Annotated in this window: 23 protein-coding genes; 22 read left to right on the top strand and 1 reads right to left on the bottom strand. The window is 51.5% G+C overall.

The window, feature by feature from the left end; all coding sequences use genetic code 11:
• The first annotated feature begins 1 nt into the window (after window position 1).
• From WCI03_01290 to WCI03_01260, 7 genes are all read left to right on the top strand, one after another.
• A complete protein-coding gene (locus WCI03_01290) occupies window positions 2-646 on the top strand; it encodes a hemolysin III family protein (GenBank protein ID MEI8138482.1) in 645 nt (214 codons plus the stop codon).
• Between the two features lie 237 nt (window positions 647-883).
• Complete coding sequence (locus WCI03_01285; protein ID MEI8138481.1) at window positions 884-2023, top strand: PLP-dependent aspartate aminotransferase family protein; 1140 nt, start codon at window positions 884-886, stop codon at window positions 2021-2023.
• Window positions 2020-3156 (top strand): aminotransferase class I/II-fold pyridoxal phosphate-dependent enzyme, encoded by a 1137-nt coding sequence (locus tag WCI03_01280; GenBank protein MEI8138480.1) that lies wholly within the window; start codon window positions 2020-2022, stop codon window positions 3154-3156. The genes WCI03_01285 and WCI03_01280 overlap by 4 nt, the downstream gene beginning before the upstream one ends.
• Window positions 3157-3495: 339 nt before the next feature.
• On the top strand, window positions 3496-4452 hold the full coding sequence (gene cysK, locus WCI03_01275) for a cysteine synthase A (protein MEI8138479.1): 957 nt from the start codon (window positions 3496-3498) through the stop codon (window positions 4450-4452).
• Window positions 4453-4484: 32 nt separating this feature from the next.
• On the top strand, window positions 4485-4703 hold the full coding sequence (locus WCI03_01270; GenBank protein ID MEI8138478.1) for a hypothetical protein: 219 nt from the start codon (window positions 4485-4487) through the stop codon (window positions 4701-4703).
• Between the two features lie 120 nt (window positions 4704-4823).
• Window positions 4824-6110, top strand: coding sequence for a hypothetical protein (locus WCI03_01265; GenBank protein MEI8138477.1), 1287 nt, complete (start codon window positions 4824-4826; stop codon window positions 6108-6110).
• A 136-nt stretch (window positions 6111-6246) separates the two neighbouring features.
• Entirely contained in the window at window positions 6247-7464 is a 1218-nt protein-coding gene (locus WCI03_01260) for a cysteine desulfurase (GenBank protein ID MEI8138476.1), read from the top strand.
• Window positions 7465-7624: 160 nt separating this feature from the next.
• Here the strand turns inward: WCI03_01260 and WCI03_01255 are convergent, their stop codons facing one another.
• The gene (locus WCI03_01255) at window positions 7625-8602 is read right to left on the bottom strand and encodes a hypothetical protein (protein MEI8138475.1); all 978 of its coding nucleotides are present in this window, start codon (window positions 8600-8602) and stop codon (window positions 7625-7627) included.
• A 363-nt stretch (window positions 8603-8965) separates the two neighbouring features.
• Between WCI03_01255 and WCI03_01250 the strand changes: the two genes are divergently transcribed.
• The 15 genes from WCI03_01250 (at window position 8966) to WCI03_01180 (ending at window position 20091) form a co-directional block, all read left to right on the top strand.
• Complete coding sequence (locus WCI03_01250) at window positions 8966-9409, top strand: hypothetical protein (protein ID MEI8138474.1); 444 nt, start codon at window positions 8966-8968, stop codon at window positions 9407-9409.
• Complete coding sequence (locus tag WCI03_01245) at window positions 9360-9614, top strand: HepT-like ribonuclease domain-containing protein (protein ID MEI8138473.1); 255 nt, start codon at window positions 9360-9362, stop codon at window positions 9612-9614. Before WCI03_01250 ends, WCI03_01245 begins: the two co-directional genes overlap by 50 nt.
• A 315-nt stretch (window positions 9615-9929) precedes the next feature.
• A complete protein-coding gene (locus tag WCI03_01240) occupies window positions 9930-10322 on the top strand; it encodes a four helix bundle protein (protein MEI8138472.1) in 393 nt (130 codons plus the stop codon).
• 333 nt (window positions 10323-10655) lie between these two features.
• Window positions 10656-11189, top strand: a complete 534-nt coding sequence (locus tag WCI03_01235; protein MEI8138471.1) for a hypothetical protein — start codon at window positions 10656-10658, stop codon at window positions 11187-11189.
• 105 nt (window positions 11190-11294) lie between these two features.
• Complete coding sequence (locus WCI03_01230) at window positions 11295-11846, top strand: ORF6N domain-containing protein (GenBank protein MEI8138470.1); 552 nt, start codon at window positions 11295-11297, stop codon at window positions 11844-11846.
• A gap of 243 nt (window positions 11847-12089) precedes the next feature.
• Entirely contained in the window at window positions 12090-12521 is a 432-nt protein-coding gene (locus WCI03_01225) for a four helix bundle protein (protein MEI8138469.1), read from the top strand.
• Window positions 12522-12821: 300 nt separating this feature from the next.
• The gene (locus tag WCI03_01220) at window positions 12822-14141 is read left to right on the top strand and encodes a hypothetical protein (GenBank protein MEI8138468.1); all 1320 of its coding nucleotides are present in this window, start codon (window positions 12822-12824) and stop codon (window positions 14139-14141) included.
• Between the two features lie 167 nt (window positions 14142-14308).
• On the top strand, window positions 14309-15196 hold the full coding sequence (locus WCI03_01215; GenBank protein ID MEI8138467.1) for an ABC transporter permease: 888 nt from the start codon (window positions 14309-14311) through the stop codon (window positions 15194-15196).
• A 301-nt stretch (window positions 15197-15497) separates the two neighbouring features.
• Window positions 15498-15668 (top strand): UPF0175 family protein, encoded by a 171-nt coding sequence (locus WCI03_01210; protein ID MEI8138466.1) that lies wholly within the window; start codon window positions 15498-15500, stop codon window positions 15666-15668.
• Between the two features lie 50 nt (window positions 15669-15718).
• The gene (locus WCI03_01205; GenBank protein ID MEI8138465.1) at window positions 15719-15940 is read left to right on the top strand and encodes a DUF433 domain-containing protein; all 222 of its coding nucleotides are present in this window, start codon (window positions 15719-15721) and stop codon (window positions 15938-15940) included.
• Between the two features lie 7 nt (window positions 15941-15947).
• The gene (locus tag WCI03_01200) at window positions 15948-16322 is read left to right on the top strand and encodes a DUF5615 family PIN-like protein (protein ID MEI8138464.1); all 375 of its coding nucleotides are present in this window, start codon (window positions 15948-15950) and stop codon (window positions 16320-16322) included.
• Between the two features lie 376 nt (window positions 16323-16698).
• Complete coding sequence (locus tag WCI03_01195) at window positions 16699-17667, top strand: glycosyltransferase family 2 protein (GenBank protein ID MEI8138463.1); 969 nt, start codon at window positions 16699-16701, stop codon at window positions 17665-17667.
• Between the two features lie 12 nt (window positions 17668-17679).
• Complete coding sequence (locus WCI03_01190; GenBank protein MEI8138462.1) at window positions 17680-18867, top strand: radical SAM protein; 1188 nt, start codon at window positions 17680-17682, stop codon at window positions 18865-18867.
• Window positions 18868-18886: 19 nt separating this feature from the next.
• Window positions 18887-19258, top strand: coding sequence for a hypothetical protein (locus tag WCI03_01185; GenBank protein MEI8138461.1), 372 nt, complete (start codon window positions 18887-18889; stop codon window positions 19256-19258).
• Window positions 19255-20091 (top strand): class I SAM-dependent methyltransferase, encoded by an 837-nt coding sequence (locus WCI03_01180; GenBank protein ID MEI8138460.1) that lies wholly within the window; start codon window positions 19255-19257, stop codon window positions 20089-20091. The genes WCI03_01185 and WCI03_01180 overlap by 4 nt, the downstream gene beginning before the upstream one ends.
• Window position 20092: the final 1 nt, after the last annotated feature.

Raw genomic sequence — 20092 nt, 5'->3', positions numbered from 1 at the left:
TGTGGAGCCAACTAAACCAACCTATTCGTTAAGCGAAGAAATTGCCAGTAGTGTCACCCATGGGATCGGGCTTTTGCTGGCCGTGGCGGCCTTGGTGGTGATGGTGGTTTTTGCCGCATTGCGGGGGACGGCCTGGCATGTGGTGTCGTGTTCCTTGTACGGGACAACGATGGTTCTTATGTTTGCGGCTTCGACGCTCTATCATAGTTTTCCCTGGCCGCGGGCCAAGGCTGTCCTGAAAGTCATTGACCACTCCGCTATTTATTTGCTGATTGCCGGAACCTATACCCCTTTCCTTCTTATCTCCCTGAGAGGGCCCTGGGGGTGGTCTTTGTTTGGGGTCGTTTGGGGATTGGCGCTGGTGGGGGTGGTGTTTAAGATCTTTTTCGCCGGTCGCTTCAAGTTGCTTTCGACCCTCGTGTATGTCGGCATGGGTTGGATGGTCGTGGTGGCAATCAGGCCCCTCTATCAGAATCTGCCGATGGGGGGCCTGGTGTGGTTGGTTGCCGGCGGATTATTCTACACGGCCGGTACGGCTTTTTATCTGGGCCGTCGTATTCCGTTCAACCACGCCATCTGGCATGCCTTCGTCTTTGCCGGAAGCCTCTGCCACTTCTTCAGCGTTATGTGGTATGTGATTCCGTAACAGACCATTCATCGACGCGGCTCAGGCAAGCTTCGCCCTCCAATGTGCTCCGCTCGCATTTTTCTGCTGGAGGGCGAAGCTTGCTGAGCCGTGTCGTTGTGGGGCGCAAAAGTCGTTCTTAAATCGTGATCCGGCTATTAGGCGCGGATTGGATATTGCTTTCTCTATTGACATTAATAATCAATGGAATAGTTTCTCTATCGTATTAATTGACATAGTGGCTGTAGGGAGACGGGCATGACTCAAACGATATCGACATTATTAGCGCAGGCGGGGAACAGGTATGACTCCAGAACGGGGGCCATCTCGGTGCCGATTTATCAGACGGCTTCCTTTGGGCATCCTGCTCTCGGCCAATCGACGGGCTTTGACTACTCGCGAACCTCAAATCCGACCCGTTTAGTTCTTGAAGAGACCCTGGCGAAAGCAGATGGGGGCCATAAAGGGTTTGCTTTTGCCTCAGGGATGGCCGCGATTGATACGGTCTTGCACCTGTTCAAACAAGGGGATCGTATCGTTGTCACCGAGGATCTTTATGGCGGCACATTCCGTCTATTCGAGAAGGTGTTCCGCCCCTATGGGATCGAGGCGATTTATGTGGATACTTCAAACCTGGCGGCTGTGCAGGGCGCCTTGAACTATGCAGGCGTAAAAGCCGTATTTGTCGAGAGTCCAACCAATCCCCTGCTTAAAATCGCGGACCTTCGAGCCATCGCGAAGGCGGCGCGGGCTTTGGGTGCATTGACCATCGTGGACAACACCTTTCTCACGCCGGTATTCCAGCGCCCACTAGAGCAGGGGGCGGATATGGTTGTCTATAGTGCCACCAAGTATCTGGCCGGGCATAACGATGTGGTGGCAGGGATTGTGGTTTCAGGGAATCCCGAGATCTCAGAGCGCCTGGGATTCTTTCAGAACGCGATTGGGGGCGTGTTGGGACCGCAGGATTGCTGGCTGACCCTGCGCGGGCTGAAGACACTGCCCCTGCGGGTGCGCCAACAGCAGGATAACGCCTGCGCCATCGCCGAATGGTTGGCGGCGCATCCCCGTGTGCGGCATGTGTATTACCCGGGCCTGCCCAATCATCCAGGACGCGATATTCTGGATCGTGAACACAGCGGGTATGGTGGCATGATTTCCTTTGAGGTGACCGAGGCGGCCTGTATTCCGCCCATTTTGGCCGGTGTAAAAGTGTTCACTTTTGCGGAGAGTCTGGGCGGTGTGGAATCTCTGATCACTTACCCTGCCGTGCAAACCCATGCGGATATGGATACTTCAGTTCGTGAAAGATTGGGAATTAATGACCGGCTTCTGCGGTTGTCAATTGGTATTGAGGATGCGGGCGAATTGATTGATGATCTGAAAGTGCTGCTATGAACTATGCGACTCGTTTGATTCATTCTGGCAAGGATCGCGACCCTTATACCGGGGCCTCCAGTATCCCTATTTATCAGGCCTCTACTTTTCATCAGGCGGACCCCGAGCACCTAGGGCATTATGACTATGCCCGCAGTGGGAATCCGACACGGGAAGCGCTTGAGCAGGCCATTGCCTCCCTGGAGGGCGGAGCGCGCGGGCTGGCCTTTGCTTCCGGTATGGCGGCGACTTCATCGGTGCTGATGCTGTTTTCCCCCGGTGATCATCTGGTGGTTGGTCAGGATATTTATGGGGGCACCTTTCGTGCTTTGACCACCCTGTTCCGGCAATGGAAACTTGAGGTGACGTTTGTTGACAGCACCGATCCCGCCAGTGTCAGGAAGGCGATAACCCCGGCCACCCGTGCGTTGTTTGTTGAAACGCCAGCCAACCCTTTATTGTCCATTACCGATCTACGCGCCATGGTTGAAATTGCGCGTGAGCATAAGCTGCTGGCGATTACGGATAACACGTTCATGACGCCTTATTTTCAACGGCCGATTGAGCTCGGGTTTGACGTCGTGGTGCACAGTGCAACTAAGTTTCTGGGGGGACACAGTGACCTGATTGCCGGGTTGGCGGTAACTCGTGAGGCCGAGTTGGGACATCGGTTGAAGGTGATCCAGAATACGTTTGGTGCCATTCTGGGGCCGCAGGATTCCTGGCTGGTCATGCGTGGCATCAAGACTTTGGGGGTGCGGATGGATGCTCAACAACGCACTGCCGGGATGATGGCGGAATGGTTGCTCAAGCGTCCGGAGGTCAAGCGGGTGTACTACCCTGGCTTGCCGCAGCATACCGGACATGGCGTGCACAAAGCTCAAGCCTCAGGTGCGGGTGCGGTTCTTTCATTTGAGCTCCATGACGTGGCAACGACCCTGAATCTTCTTAAACGGGTGAAGTTGCCCTTGATGGCTGTGAGTCTTGGCGGAGTGGAGAGCATTTTGTCCTATCCGGCAACCATGTCTCATGCCGCCATGCCAAAGCCGGAACGTCTGGCACGGGGAATTTCGGATAGTCTAGTCCGACTATCCGCCGGTCTGGAAGCACCAGAAGATTTAATGGCAGACATCGATGCGGCGTTAGTCACCTAGTGGGGCAAATATAGAGTCTGTTCTTTATCATAATCGTAATCATAATCGTAATCGTAATCCCTCTTCAGTAACGACGGGAATAGATTACGATTACGATTAGGATTACGATTATGAAGAGTTAATGTGGGGCGGATGTCCCCATCCGCCTGTCTATGGACCCATCTGGCAACAAGGCGGATGAGACATCCGCCCCACAACGAGAGCAAATAGCCCAGAAATGTGCCCGGATAAGTGGTTGACAAAAAAAAGACAATACATTACCTTGTCTATAGATTGAGTAGAGTAAGCGGGTTTGAGATTTTATTTCAGTGACAATAAATAGCAGTGTTAAGGAGAATTATGAGCAAAATATATAGCGATAATGCACAGTCAATTGGGAACACGCCTCTGGTCAAACTCAACCGAGTTACCCAGGGTGCAAAAGCTACAGTATTGGCCAAAATTGAGGGGCGCAATCCGGCCTATTCGGTGAAGTGCCGTATTGGTGCGGCCATGATCTGGGATGCAGAGAAACGGGGCGTGCTGAAGCCCGGTGTTGAGATCATTGAGCCGACCAGTGGGAACACGGGAATTGCCTTGGCGTATGTCGCCGCTGCCCGGGGCTACAAATTAACCCTGACCATGCCAGAGACCATGAGCGTTGAGCGGCGGCGTGTGCTCGCGGCCTTTGGGGCCACGCTGGTGTTGACGCCCGGTAGCGAGGGGATGAAGGGGGCCATCAAGCGCGCTGAGGAAATCGCAGCGTCTGATCCCGCCAAGTACTTCCTGCCGCAGCAGTTCAAAAACCCGGCGAATCCCGCCATCCATGAGGCTACCACGGGTCCGGAAATCTGGAATGACACCAATGGTGAAATTGATGTGCTGGTATCAGGCGTCGGCACGGGTGGCACGATTAGTGGCGTCTCGCGCTACATTAAAAATGTCAGGGGCAAAAAGATCATCTCTGTGGCTGTAGAGCCGAAAGAAAGCCCGGTCATCACCCAGAAACTGGCGGGTCAGGAATTGAAGCCCGGGCCTCATAAAATTCAGGGAATCGGTGCCGGCTTCATTCCCGATACACTGGATCTCTCCGTGGTGGATCGTGTGGAGCAGGTGGATAGCGCTGAGGCCGTTGCATTTGCGCGTCGTCTGGCCAAAGAGGAGGGGATGCTGGTGGGTATCTCCTGCGGCGCCGCCGCTGCAGTGGCGGTACGGTTAGCCCAGCTTGATGAGTTTGCTGGAAAGACAATCGTGGTCATCCTGCCGGATGCCGGCGAACGCTATCTGTCGACAGTGCTCTTTGAGGGCATTGGATGATCAGGGCAGACGCATCTATATGCTCTCTAATTATGCCGATTTTGGCTCAAATCATTGAGAAACGGCATGGTTTTGGAGTGCGGCGGCTTGACGCCGCTATTCATAGGCGCGGCTTGACGCGCCGTACGGGCGGCCTGTCAAGCCAGGCCTTGAAAAAGCGGCGTCAAGCCGCCGCACTCCAAATTGGCGTTGCCAAATTGAGTCAAAAATGGACAGAAATCCTGAATTTAGATGCGTTTGCCCTGGGTTGATAGAGCCGGTGCGGGGAAGAGTGTTATCGGTTATGTGTTAATGGGTGTTGGGGATTTTCTGATAACCAATAACTCAATAACCGATAACATTGACTGAAAAGAAAGAGCCTGTGTAAGTTTATGGACCGATCCTCTGATCGACAACGCCTCACCCAGACGCTGGAGCATGCCTTGGACAACGTCCCGTTCTATGAACGGTGGCTTCAATTCGACCTCGGCCCTGACCATCCTGTCGAAGTGCGCTATGCTGCTATGCCGCATCTGACCAAGCGGGACATTCGTGCCCACATGCCCAGGGGGTTTGTCCCGCGCGATCGGGATTTCAAGGCAGGCGTAGCCGCCGGTGAGGTTGAGCTGGTGTCAACCAGTGGCACCACGGAAGACCGCTCCTCCATTGTCTGGTACCAACGGTGGTGGGATGAATCAGAGCAAGCGGCGGCGAAACTTCACACCGGACTCGACCAGGTCATCAATGGCCATCAGCGTGAGGCGGTCCTTACCACACCGCTATGTGCCGGAACGGTTTGCCATATTGGTGATCTTTCCATGGAGGAACGTACACTGGGTCGTTTACTCTTTCTGAACCAGCAGGCGGACCCCGCTCGCTGGACGTCCCGTGATATGGATCGAATGATTCATGAACTTGAGGAATTTAAACCCCAGCTGCTGGAGGCGGACCCCGCCTATCTGGCAATCCTGTGCCGGTATGCGACGGAGAGCGGGCGCTCGTTGTTCATGCCTGCCTATATTTCGCTCACCTATGAATTTCCGTCCCGTCTGCATTATCGCCAGATCCGGCGGGCTTTCCCAAATACCCCGGTGTTAAGTTCCTATGGTTCGACTGAAGCCAGCCATGTACTTACCGAATGCGAGCATGGGCGTTTCCATCAAAACACAGAGACCTGCCATCTTGATGTCGATTTTCTGCAGTCCGAAGTCGGTGATTCTCGTGTTGGGCGACTGTTGGTTACCACACTCGGCAACCCCTGGGTCAGTCTGCTTCGTTTTGACATTGGCGACCTGGTTCAACTTGAAACGGGGGACTGTCCCTGCGGACGCGTTTCAGGGCTTACGGTGGCACACGTGCTTGGGCGGGTGCGCGACCTGACTTTCACTGAAACCGGCCGGGCTGTGACGGTGGATGAATTGGATCGCATCGTGGGGCAAACGGACACTTTAGTCACTTATCAATTAGAACAGACCGCCCCCAAAGACTACATGTTTCGATATGTCGCAGCAGCCGGTCAAGCAGCGCCAGTGTCGGAGCTTCGTGCCGGGTTGACAAAGCTTTACGGCACAGGAGCAAGAATTACGATGCGCCCTGAATCCGCGATTTCTACCGAGCCATCAGGCAAATTTCGTCTTGCCCGAACCACATTTCCATGGAACCCTGATGACATGTTTTAACTCTTAATCATAATCATAATCTTAATCGTAATCTTAATCCTTCTTTCTTCTGGGCCTCCGAGAAGACCAGAGGAGATTATGATTACGATTAAGATTATGATTTTCTCAATCGGCTTTGTGGTGTATCGAATAGGCTATGAAGCGTGAATTTATAGATCCTTTGGCTTGGACTCGTGCGGATTTCCCCCTGCTAAATAGGCAGGTGGATGGACTGCCGATTACTCATTTGGATAGTGGCTCGACAGCCCCGAAACCGCAATGTGTGATTGATGCCGTCACGCGTTTTTATACCGACTATACCGCCAATGTGCACCGGGGGGTGCATGGCTTGTCGGAAGAGGCGACGGAGCATTTTGAACGCGCACGTCATGAGGTTGCCTCATTCCTGAACGCCTCACCGTCCGAAATCATTTTTACCCGCAACACGACAGAAGCCATCAATCTGGTGGCACATGGACTCAAACTTCAGCCCGATGATGAGATTGTCTTCCCGGCGTCCGAGCACCACTCCAATTATATCCCATGGCGTGTCAATGCCCGGGAGAATCCGGTGGGCCTCGATGCCTGCGGAGTGCCCCTCTATGACGAACTCGAATCACACATGGGCCCTAAAACGCGGTTGGTATCGCTCGCCCAGGTGTCCAATACGCTTGGCGTAGTGGCGCCAGTGGCGCAGTGGATCGCTGCCGCACACGCATGGAATGTACCTGCCCTTGTGGACGCTTCGCAGAGCGCCAGTCATCTCCCTATTGACGTCAAGGCACTGGACTGCGATTTTCTTGTCACTTCAGGCCATAAATTGCTGGGCCCGTCCGGAGTTGGTATTCTGTATGGGAAGCGTGAGCTGCTCGAATCCTTTGCCCTCTACCAGACGGGAGGCGGCATGGTAAAGCTTCTTGCTGATGACCGCTTTATACCCAATGAGCTCCCATCCCGGTTTGAGGCAGGAACCCCGAATATTGAGGGGGTGATAGGGCTTGGTGCCGCGGTAGCGTACCTTCGGGCCATCGGGATGGATGCGGTCTATGAACACTCACGCGCTCTTGGGCAGCATCTCGTTGATGAGCTCAGCGCGTTCACCGGCGTGGAGGTGCTTGCCCGCGACATCCCGCTTTCAAAACGCATAGGGCTCGCGTCCTTCAGTCTTGGGAAAGGAGCTCTCAGTGCCGATACTGTCGCACGGCAACTTTATGATCGGCACCAGATTCTGGTAAGTGGTGGCTACCACTGCGCCCACATCCTTCATCATCGGCTAAATGTGGAGGGAACCATCCGCGCCTCGACTCACGTATTCAATACCCACGCCGACATTGACCGCTTGCTCGAAGGACTCAAGGACATTCTGGAAACGTGATACTCAATCCAGCATCTTGATGTGGGGCGGATGTCCCCATCCGCCTGTTTGCGGACCCGGCTGGTGACAAGGCGGATGGGGACATCCGCCCCACAACAAGAGGCAAAACACCGATCATTTCTTGTTATTCGCGTGTTTCGTAGTCAAAATGCTCTTTAGCCTAGAAATTACAGCCGATGGCGAGGCCGCCCTGGAGTGAAGTCAGGGTGAAATCCTCATCGATTTCAGCATAATATCCGACGAGATCGCCGCCGTATCCCTTGTCTTTTGAGGTGCCGGTGGCCACGATGGAAAGGGCCTCCATGCGGGCGAGGGCAAACAGGTGCTGGGTCAGATCATAACGGAGTTCCGCGGCCCCTTTCGCCCCTGCCCCGAACATATCGGCTGTGGACCGTTTTTGACGGAGAATATGGTCATCTTCATCCTGCACAACTGCCGGACCGATCCCAAATTCAACGCGACCGGTAAGCCGCTTGAATTTAACCTTGGCGCAGGCGTTGAGATACGCCATCACAATGTCGGAGGTGTAAGTGGCGACTACCCCGCTCTGGGTGTCATGCGGCATTTGCGGACGGGAGGGATATCTCTGGTCCACGTTGCTCATTGTCCAGTCCAGATGCTGAACCAGCAGGCTGGGACCAAATCCAATGAACATATCGAAACGATTCGATGAGGTGGTTACGTGGAACCAATAGCGAGCGCCCATATCGGCGGCCATGGCCGAGAGTGTGGCATCGGATTCAGAATAGATATCCAGCGACCCTGAATCATCGAAAATGCCCCAGTCAGAGTCCTCCATTTTGGATGAAGGATCCGTCAGATTTCCCATGATGGTGCCGAAGAACTCAATGTTACCCTTATAAAACAGATTTCCGCCTAGAGAGCCGTAGGCGACATTCAGGGGGAATTTCAATTCACTGATTTTTTCGGGCAGTTGTATGGACCCCTCATCCGGCGTCCAAGCCTGGCCGCCGATGGAATACGTAGCATCCCCGAGCCAGTAGCCTGCACCCGCCTGTACGCTTCCCGACCAGGGATTAGAACGGGGTGAGGTTTTGGCCGCACCCGGCAATTGCGCCATGACTGAACCAGAAATAAGGCAGACGGACAGCAGTGCGATTTGATTGATATATTTCATTATGTTTCACCTGACTTGGCGTAGTTTAAGAATCAATAATCAAGATTACAGACATGGATATACAGGATACGCAGGATAAGGTGAATACAAAATTGTGACGGGAAAGTGCGGCGCAACATACACCCCCCTCACCCTAGCCCTCTCCCTCAAGGGGCGAGGGAATGGAATAGCTGCCTTTTTAATGTCTGGTTTAAGAGGGGTGCATGAATCTGCTCCCTCGCCCCTTGAGGGAGAGGGTTGGGGTGAGGGGTTGCTATTAGTGAGGATTATGGAGGGTGCTTGTGGCTTGAATTCTTCTTTGATTTAGACTAAACATTAAGCCGAAGTAGCATTTAATCATACGACACTGATTTGATTGGCAACATGTCGCTTTCAAAACGAGAATACAAAACAGGAACCGAAGCGGTAAGTTTTGACCCGCTGGCCCTCGGTGTGGCGCTTCGTGAGGAGTGTCCTGAGGTGGATTTTGCCCTGCTCATGGGATCGAGTCGGGACGGCCGGATCCCGCCAGGAGGGGATCTCGATCTGGCCCTGAGCCTGCAGAAGCGTCTGACTTTTGAACTGCATGAGCGTGTTGCAAAAGTGGTCGGTCGGTTTGCACCGGGGGTAGATATTGATGTCGGGCATTTTGACAAAACTGAACCTGTTTATCGCTTTGAAGCCCTGAAGGGGCGTTTACTTTTCGCGCGCGATCAGGAGCGGTATCTTAGCTCCTTTTCTTTTGCCTGCCGGGAATACGAAAGCCAAATGCGTGATTATGAGCGGCAAGCCTCATATCGTCTTCAGCGAAAATCGGTGGCCGCATGAGCTTGAGATGGAATGGCGTCATTCAGCTCGATCCATTGTCCGCATGCGTAACCTGATTGTGCATGGTTATGACGTTGTTGATCCTGAGATTCTTTTTGACGCTGCTACGGGGCGTTTGGGTGACTTCCGTCGTTTCCGGGATGAAATTGACCTCGCTAATGCAAAGCAAGAGCCTGCCGAATCGATCCCGCCTAGCGGTGCGTGAGCATTGGGGGGTGTAATCCTGGATCGAAGTCCATTGGACGTGACCAGTTGGATGCGTTTCCCCCTTTTTTGTTGATCAAACGGCCTGAATCATGTATCGTTCAAAACATACTGAATGATCCATTTGCGCCCTCCAGTGCATAATGGATGGGGGCAGAGCGTGCCTAGAGCAAGGAGATTGGAGCTCCGAGCGCCGGGGAAAAGCGCCGAGAAAGTAGTGCCGAGCGCCGAGTGCCGGGAAGAAGCGCCGAGAAAGTAGCGCCGAGTGCAGAGTTCAAGTAAAGAGCGTAGAGATTGGTGAGCTGAGTAGTGACAGATGAATGAGATGGCGTTCAGATTTGAGGGACTTGATGTTTGGAAGCGTTCGGTAGAATTGGCCGGGAAGATCTATCAGATCACCAAATTATTGCCTCGTACTGAGCAATTTGGACTCATCGATCAAATGAGACGAGCTGCAGTATCCATTTCAGCTAATATTGCTGAAGGCTCTGCACGGGATACCGAAAAAGATTTCGCTCATTTTCTTAATATCTCCAGAGGTTCATTGTTTGAGCTTGTATCCCATCTCGAAGTTGCGTTGCGCCTTGAATATCTGAAGGCTGAGGATGTTTCAAAAGTTAAATCGGAAGCAACCGAAATCGCTAAGATGCTTAGCGGACTCCGAAAGCATATCCTTTCGCGGGAGCGAGCTCCGAGCTCCGAGCGCTGAGTGCCGAGAAATAGCGCCAAGCAAGTAGCGCAGAGTTCCGAGTAAAGAGCGCCGAGAAATAAGTTCCAAAAAGATGAAAACGTTCTTCCATCTATATCCCCTGTCTCGGCGCTCGGTGCTCCTAGCTCCGCGCTCTTCCCCCGCTCCCTGCTTTCCCTCTTTCTATCCTCGGCGCTCGGCGCTCCGCGCTCCGCGCTCTTCCCCTCACCCCTCTCGGCTCTCGGCGCTAAACGCTCCGCGCTCTTCCCCCGCTCCGCGCTCTTCCCCCGCTCCCTGCTATCCCCCTTTCTATCCTCGGCCCTCGGCGCTCCACGCTCCACGCTATTCCCCGCTATGAGTCCCTTAGATCAGCCAATAATTCGCAAGTTCATCGAAGATGCGGGGAATACCACCCAGGCGCTTGGGGTGGGCCGTGTCATTGGGCAAATATTCGGGTACCTCTATTTTAGTGAGGAGCCGCGGGGGTTAGACGACATGAAGGAGGCCCTTGGTATCAGCAAAGGCTCTGCCAGCATGGGCGTACGCCAGCTTGAACAATGGGGAGCAGTTCAGCGCGTTTGGGTCAAAGGTGACCGCAAGGACTACTATACTGCCAACGACTACTTCGGGAAGATCATCCGCAACATCGCCTCCGATCTTATGGGAAAGCGTCTTGCGGCCTTATCGCAGTCTTTAGATGCGGCCGAGCGGGAATTAAAAGGCGATCCCTCACTTAGCAACTCGGCCCTTCGACTGGGCTCAGGGCAGGCAACCCAACAACCCAACAACTCACCCTTCCTTCATGGAAGGGTGGCTCGCTTGCGTGAATTTCAGGAAAAGGTAAACAAGACTTGGAACAACCCCATTGTGAAGTTGATGCTGAAGTAGCAGTTGGTGGCGGCTACTTCGGTCATTTGTTATGGGTTATTAACTGTAAGGTGATTATATATAATTAATTTGCTAAATTATTACTAAATATATAAAATTTAGCGCATGAGCCAAGTCATTAAATTTGAGAATCTGCAAGACCGGATTATTGAGCTTAGAGGACAACGCGTTCTGCTTGATTGCGATGTTGCCGAGCTTTACGGTGTTGCGACCCGAGATGTCAATAAGGCGGTTGCCAACAATCAGGGAAAGTTTCCAGAAGGGTACGTTGTTGAGCTAACACGACATGAAAAAGAGGGACTGGTGGAAAATTTCCACCGGTTTGGTAGGCTCAAACACTCGACTGTCAATCCCAAGGCGTTTCCCGAGAAAGGCCTATATATGCTGGCCACCATTCTCAAGAGCTCGAAAGCGTTTCAGGCGACGCTGGCCATCATTGAGACGTTTACGCAAATTCGCGAACTGTCCAAAAACATCCGGGATCTGCCGATGGTCCAGGACAAGACGGCGCAGAAGGCGCTAATGCAGAAAAGCGGAGAATTGATTGCCGGAATTTTAGATGACGACCTTCGAACAAGCGATACCGAGACCTCTATTGAGTTGAATTTTGCTGTGTTAAAATTCAAGCACACGATCAAGAAGAAGAAAGACCCGTAAGTCTCCGCCACAGGCGGATGTGGGACCATATAGGGGCCTAACTCCGGCCGACATGCTGGCGGCTGCGGGACTATATGGGTTACACGTTTTCGGAATTCAATAACGAATAACCAATATCTGGGCTCTGGATTTGCATATGCTTGCAGATTGAGCGTTCGGCGTTATTGACCGAGCGTGAACTGAAAAATACGGTAAATTCGCAGAGATAAGGCATGTGCGTCTACTAATGTCCTTTCCTAACCAATGCGTGACTATACCAAAATTGTAGCCTGGCAGAAAGCGGATGACCTAACTGTTGCGGTTTACGAAGGTACGCGGTCTTTCCCCAAAGATGAGTTGTATGCATTGACCAGCCAACTTCGCCGCGCGGCATACTCTGTACCTGCCAATATTGTGGAAGGTTCGTCTCGTGAGTCCAAGAAAGACTACTTGCATTTCCTTTACATTGCACGTGGGTCACTATCGGAAACCCGCTACTTTATTCATCTCTCTCGCAGGCTGAAATACGCTGATGACGCAGCATGCAAGCTGCTGCTTGATCAGGCCAACGAAACCATGCGTGTCTTAGCTGGTCTGATCAACGCCGTGGAGCAAGAAGCAGGCAGCGTTACGCGGGTAATTGCGAAGGTGACGAGTGCGGTCGTGATCAGTCTGGGATGGGTGATCCGGCCATAGACCATGAGGATTTGTGCCCTAACAGCCTGTTGAAAAACACTTGCTGGTATTCTTTTTTCAATGTGGGAGGGGCGCGACAGGCTCATATGAGCGCCTAAAATGAACTATCGCCGCACGGAGTGCGCCTCCCACATTGAAGACATCTGTTTTTCGACAGGCTCCTAAGTCACTAAGTCATTCATTTCTTCCGATAGGAATAATCCCCAAAATCGACATGAATCGCATCTTGCATTCTCCTAAAGGTCTAAGGTCTAAGGTCTATGGTCTATGGTCTCATTTCCGCACCCCCAAGGTGCGAAAATGACCTTCCCCCTCACCCTCATTTTCATCTGGCTTGTTTTCTGGCGTCCGCAGGAGTGGCTGCTTCCTTGGATGTATGGCGTGCCGGTGCTGAGCGGGGTGGTGTATGCGGCTTTGCTAGGGCTGATTATGGAGGCTAGCCAGAAAAGCATCACCATGCCGAAAACCCCTGCAGTGAAGCTGGCCGTGGGGCTCTGGTTTGCAGCCATAATGTCTCATGTGGCGCACACCTATTTCCAAGGGGCTATAAACACCATTGTACCAACATTTAAAATATCTCTTCTTTTGGTGTTACTGCTGGTGGTGATCAATCAAATAAATCGTGCGCGGCTGGTCGTGTTGATCTTTGTGATGGCGGCAGTTGTGATGTCGGTTCACGCTATTCTTCAATACAACACGGGGGTTGGTTTCGCGGGATCGGGGCCGATAGTTTGGTGGAATTCAGATAAGCATAAATTAATCATACAAACCCTGTTCTTCGGCATCTTCTCGGATCCGAATGATATGGGGCAATTTCTCGGGTTGGCGATCCCTTTCGTATTTGCCTTTCCCAGGCGCATGAATCCCATTACGTTCCTGATGGCGGCGGGAGTGGTGTGGTTTGTTGCCGAGGCACTCCTGACAACGCATTCGCGCGGGACCTTAGTGGGAGTGTTTGCGATGTTGGCCTGCATGTTGCTTTTACGCTTCCCTGTAAAGTGGATGCCCTATCTAGCGGCGATAGGTTTGGTGGCAGGGTTAGGGTTTTGTGCAGTATTTGGTTCTTCCCTATTAGATATGTCGGCACGGGATCGGATTGTTTTTTGGGGTTATGCTAACAGGTATTTTAAGAGCAGTCCGATTAACATGCTCTTTGGAGGGGGGTATGGTATGTTTGCTGAAATTACCGGTACAGACCGGGCGGCGCATAATGCCTTTGTATGCTGTTATGCGGAACTCGGGTTGATTGGGTATTGGTTCTGGTTCAATCTTTTGTCACTTGGGGTGATTGGGTGTTGGCGGACGCGGGCTGTGTTTAAGCGACCCAGGAATGGGGCGCAATCTTATTTGAAGCGTCTATCAGGACTGAGTATTGTAGCCATGGCTGGATTTGCCGCGTCTTCATATTTTCTGAGCCGTGCCTATGTTTATCCCTTTTTCTTCCTGTTTGGTTTAATGAATGCCATTCCGGTAATTGCTCAGCGATATCTTCCGGAGGATTATCCTCCACTTATAAATTTCCGGAAGGATGTGATGGTGACGGGTACTCTGGCAACACTGGGGAGCATTGCCTATATCTATGCATCCGTATTGGTGCTAAATAGGGCCTATGGCGGGTAGGGGTTGCGGGGGAGACCGTAGACTCCAGACTTTAGGCCATAAACTTTGAAGATGAAGAATAGAATCCGTTTGATTCCAAATGTAGTAACCGCTGTCCTCAGCGGTGATGACAATACAAAAGCGCCGGTGAGGACACCGGCTACTACAATAAAGACAAGTAATTGACTATGAGCACTTCTCACACTTCGGGTTTCACATCTAACGACTCTCCAAAGATCACCGTTTATCGCCCTAATATGCGGCATGAGCTTGGGTTCTTTCAAACTTGGGCGGTCATGTCCCGCAATGTCTGGGGGGCGCGCGAGCTGATCTGGCAGTTATTTAAGCGCGACTTTCTGGCGGGCTACAAGAAGTCTTTTGTCGGCTTTTCCTGGGTTTTTGTTTCTCCGATTTTGGGGATTGTATCTTGGATATTCCTCCAGAAGACTGGGTTGTTGAAGCCGGGTGATGTTGGTATTCCCTATCCGGCGTATGTGCTGATCGGTACCTCAATGTGGGCGCTTTTTATTGGCTTTTTCGGATCTGCATCATCCACGCTATCGGCGGGTGGTGGGTTATTGATGCAGGTGAATTACCCCCATGAAGCCCTTTTATTCAAACAACTTGCCACCCAATTGGCCAATTATCTGATCGGTTTCGTGATGAATATCTGTGTTTTGCTGGCCTTTCATGTTGTCCCCAGTTGGGGGATACTGTTACTTCCCCTGGTAGCGCTGCCGTTGTTCTTTTTGGCGACAGCGGTGGGGCTTATGGTGTCGATGATCTCGGTAGTGGCATATGACCTCAGTCGAATGGTAGATATTGGCATGAGTATTTTGATGTACACCACGCCGATCATCTATTCTGCCAGCAATAGCAGTGAGGGGCTTCAACTCATCAATCGATGGAATCCATTGACCTACTTGGTGTGTTCCTGCCGGGATATGATCATTTATGGTCATTTATATCACCCCAAAGGCTACTTTATAGCGGCGACGATCTCTCTGGTGCTATTCATGATTTCATGGCGCCTGTTCTATGTGAGTGAGGACAAGCTGATAGAGAGAATGGTGTGAGGGTGTGAAGAGAGCCCCTCGACTGAAGGGATTCTTAGACATAATATACACAATGCAGCAAAATGGTTATTGACCAGGAGCGAAGCTAACAAGGTGGCAGCCGACGTCCCCGGCGGCTGCGGGACCCTGCAAGGGCTTTAAAAGGGACCATGCGTTCGCCGAGGACGTCGAACGCCACCAGTTTGAAAGACAAATGAGAGGCGAGGGAGTTGCGAAATAGCACGAAGCACATGTAGTAACCTGTACCTTGGTTTTTCATTCAATCTAGGGTATATTAGCGACGTTAGAGTATTTGAATGAGATGCGCCGTGCGGCGGCGGTCAAGTGGTATGAAATGCGCAGGATATCTCAAGGGAAAGCCGCTGAGTTGTGTGGGGTATCACGTTCCGAGTTCATCGGGATCCTGAGCGACTACCGGGTTTCCGTTTTGCAGGATGATTCTGCATCACTTGCCGTCGAGGTCAGTACGTAATAGATAACGCCTAAATAACAGAGTATAAGTAAAAAAATGCGAGGTAAAAGATGAAAGAATGGATCACAGTCGATTTCGCGATATGCGGAGGGAAGCCTGTTATTACCGGAACCCGCATTCTGGTTAAGAATATTCTTGGGATGGTAGCGGGCGGATACACGCTGAGCCGGATAATTGAAGCCTATCCGGAACTCACAATTGAAATGGTTGAGGCGGCGCTGGAGTATGCGGCCTCTGTTATCGATGAAGAACAAGTCCTGGCCCATGCGTAAACTGGTAATGAATGTTCTGATAGACCAGAATGTGCCAGTTGCCGCTGCCGATTGGTTACGGGGACAACATCCGGACTGGAATATTAGGCATGTAAATGAACTTGGGTTTGAGGGGAAAAGTGATACGTTTCTATATCAATGGGCGCAGCACAAACAAGCCATTGTTATCACGTATGATGAGGATTTTGCAGATGCAAGGTGTTATCCGCTCGGGTGCCATCATGGTGTGATTCGTCTCCGAGTGTGGCCGACAACGATTGAACACACAATTGAGGCGTTGAAGCGGCTGCTTGAACAGTTACCTTCGCCCGAGTGGTGCCGCAGTCTCATCATCATAGATAATCGTAAAATCCGCGTGAGAAAGCTCACTCACCTTCCTTAACTCTTCACTCGTAACCCATCACTCTTCACTCTCTGTGAACTCCTCGCTCATCACTGATCACACTTCACTTCCTCCGGACGTCGTCCTCAGCGTGCGCAACGTCTCCAAAAAATTCTGTCGCAACCTCAAGCGCTCCATGGCGTATGGGATGAGCGACCTCAGGAAACGCTTTATGCGTATGCGGCCATATAACGCATATCAAACCGATGATGGTTGATGAATATATCAAAGATATTGTTGCCGTCCGAACCCGGTATGAGCAAAATCTGAACCTAAAAAATCGACAATATCGTGTCTGCTGGTAACATTTATTGTAAGTTGAAAGATCTAATGTCCGATTGGTCAAAAAATACAGTCATTCAAAAAAGATAACTCTATGGATAAGTTTCCCGCAATTTCAGCCCATTCCCGCAGTTTGTCAGTTGTCGTGCCGGTTTATAATGAAAGTGAATGTTTCCAGCCGCTTTTAACCAGGCTTCTTTCCCTGCGCGACCGCCTGCGGGATGTGGAATTGGAGTACATCTTTGTCGATGATGGATCCAATGACGGAACCACGGTTCTGCTAGCCACTGCAGCGAATGAATATAGTTGTGTCAAGATGATTCTCCTCAGTCGGAACTTTGGACATCAAGCTGCTCTTACCGCTGGTGTTGACCGCGCCGACGGCGATTGGGTGTGCATCATTGATGGCGATTTGCAGGATCCGCCCGAGCTTATCCCTGAAATGCTTGCTAAGGCGAGTGAAGGTTACGACATTGTTTATGCCCAACGCCGTTCGCGTGACGGCGAAACTCGATTTAAAAAAGCGACAGCATCCCTGTTCTATCGACTCATCACCGTTCTCTGTAAAATTGAAATCCCTCCCGACACCGGTGATTTTCGCCTTGTGTCGAGGCGTGCAATTCTGGCCTTTCGCCAGATGCGAGAGACGCATCGGTTTATTCGTGGTATGGTCCCATGGTTGGGATTTCGAAGTGCACCATTTCTCTATGATCGCCAAGCCCGCTATGCGGGCAGCACCAAGTGGCCCATTCGCAAGATGCTTCATTTCGCCATGGATGCACTGTTTTCGTTCTCGAATTTCCCGTTGCGTCTAGCCGTTTTTCTTGGTTGTGGAATGACGGTGTTTAGTTTTATTGGTCTCCTCGTGATATTGTATTTCCGCTTCATGACAACGTTTTATGTGCCGGGCATTTCGGCTGTCATATTCCTCATCCTGTTAACCAGCGGAATGCATTTTGTAGTTCTGGGTATCTTCGGGGAATACATTGGCAGAATTTTCGAGCAATCCAAACAGCGGCCTTTATATATAATTGCAGCGACAGCCAATTTGCCAAATCCTTAAAGCCAATATCATATGTTTTCAAAATTATCTAAGTTGACATTGGCTCGCGCTGCGCTGTTGCATGATGTGCCCATCTACATCCAGTTTTATATCACTGCTCGATGTAATCTTACGTGCAAACAATGCAATATTATTTACGCTAACTCGGACGTTCGCGAATGCACGCTGGATGAGATCCAGCGCATCGCAGATAACTTCGTCAAATTGCGCGTTGCCATGGTCTTGCTCACAGGAGGCGAACCTTTTGCCCGCCAGGATCTGCCCGCCATCATTCGCGCGTTCGAGTCGCGCGGCATCCATGTTCGCATGCAAACCAATGGCCTTGCGAGCGAGGAGCGCATCCAGGAGGTTGTTGCAGCTGGTGGTCTCGACGTTTCCATCTCCCTCGACTCGCTTTGGCCGCCCAGACAGGATGATATAAATGGGGGCTTTGTCAAATCCTGGCATGATGCGCTACGAGCCATGGCCAATTTTAGCCGGTACCTTCCGCGCGAGGGGTCATTTGGGTCTATAGGGTGTGTTTTGCAGCGCGATAACCTCGGCGATATAGAGGATGTGATACGGTTTGGGAGTGAGGTTAGTTGGTATACGTCTCTTGTCCCGATTCATGTTACAACGCTCGACCTTCCAATGAACTTCCGGACATTTGATCAGAGCCTTCGCTGGAAGCCTGAGGAGTTACCCGTTGTGAATTCCTGTATTGAGCGGATTCGTCGCATGCGCCGTGAAGGATACCTGCTTTATGACAGCGATCAGTATCTGGATGACATAAAGCGATTCATAGCAGGCGATTCCACAACTTGGCGAAGTAAGAACGATGGTGTCTGTGATAGTCCCAATCTTTACTTTTCCGTTCTGCCCAATGGGAATTTTTCTCCGTGTTGCGATCACCGGATTGGGGGATCAATCCCAGTATATGCACCTGAGTTTCCGGCCATCTATCGAAGTCGTAAGTTTCGCGATGAGGTTCTTGCCGTAACCCGGACTTGCCCGGGGTGTATGTATGGAAGTTACCCCGAGATGAGCATTGCAATGCGTTTTTTTGCGGCCAAACTAGAGCGGATGAAACTTTTTCTCACATCACCTCCAACAAAGCGTTGGCCCATTACTTATGATCAGTTGGTCTCAATCGCAGAGCGGATTCGTAGTGAATCACGCGAGCGTCTTCAGTTGCCCATTCCTTCAGATTCTCAATCTTGAGTCTCCAGAGTCGAATCTCATGCCAAAAAAAATACTTTTTGAGAGTGCGATTCACCAACTCGCCGCCGCGGGGCGTCGCCGCCTTGAAACTTTAGGAGCATATCAAGCCGATATCACCACACTTCGAAAATTTCTGCAATCTTTGCGCTTTGAGGTTGAAGGAGCAAGAACATTAAAGGCCAATTGGTCGTTTCCTGCTTCTGGCTCAGCCACAGTGGATTTCACAGATGCTAAATTGTATCAACGGGGTGATGCTTGCCTCGCGGCACAACAAAAATGCGAAGGCGGTCATAACTTCAGTGGGGATGCAGTTGAGCGGCACAACCGCAAATGTTTCGATCGCTGTTTCGACGAACTGGTTGCGGCAGCCGCCATCACTTTGCATAAATGAAAACTTCAAACCAAAATCTCCATGATGAAGCCCAATTCCATGATGAGTGGGCCGACAGTGTGGACATCACCAAGATTGATGTGCGGCAGATGTGCGAAGCCTGTACGGCGCCTGAGCTAAGGTATATCCGTGCGACTTTGGGTGACCTGCACGGCAAGCGATTGCTCGATGTCGGTTGCGGCCTGGGCGAAGCGGGTGTCTATTTCGCTACGCTTGGGGCGCAAGTCACCTTGACTGATCTCTCTGCCGGGATGCTCCGCGCCGCAGAGCGGTTGGCTGTACACCATGGTGTGAGCGTCCGAATTCACCAAGGTGCGGCCGAGACGCTAAAGCCTCAGAATGATGAGTTATTTGATATTATCTATGTCGGGAACGCTTTTCACCACATTGATATTACCAAAACCCTTGACCAGCTCTTGCCGTTGTTGCGCCCTGACGGCGTTTTGGTTAGTTGGGATCCCATGCTATATAATCCGCTCATTCAGCTCTATCGCCGCTTGGCCAAAAAGGTGCGTACCGAGGAGGAACACCCGCTCAAAGCAGCGGATGTAAGACTTATCACCTGTCGTTTCGAACAGGCTGACACGAAATTCTTTTGGCTTTTTACTCAAGCGGTGTTTATCGCGATGTTTGCTCTACAATGGCGGCACCCCGGAAAAGAGCGATATTGGAAGAAAGTCATTGAAGAGGCGAACCGTTGGGCACCGATTTATCAGCCTCTTGAATTTTTAGACCGAATTGTACTCTGCGTTTTTCCTTTTCTGGGTTGGTTGTGTTGGAATGTCGTAATTGTTGCGCGCCGACCGCGCTATATTACCAGATTGAGAAAGTGAG

It is taken from the genome of bacterium, from assembly GCA_037143175.1.
Classification (GTDB): Bacteria; Verrucomicrobiota; Kiritimatiellia; order CAIKKV01; family CAITUY01; genus JAABPW01.
The sequence above is the reverse complement of the archived record's forward strand: the minus strand, read 5'-3'. Positions and strand labels throughout refer to the sequence as shown.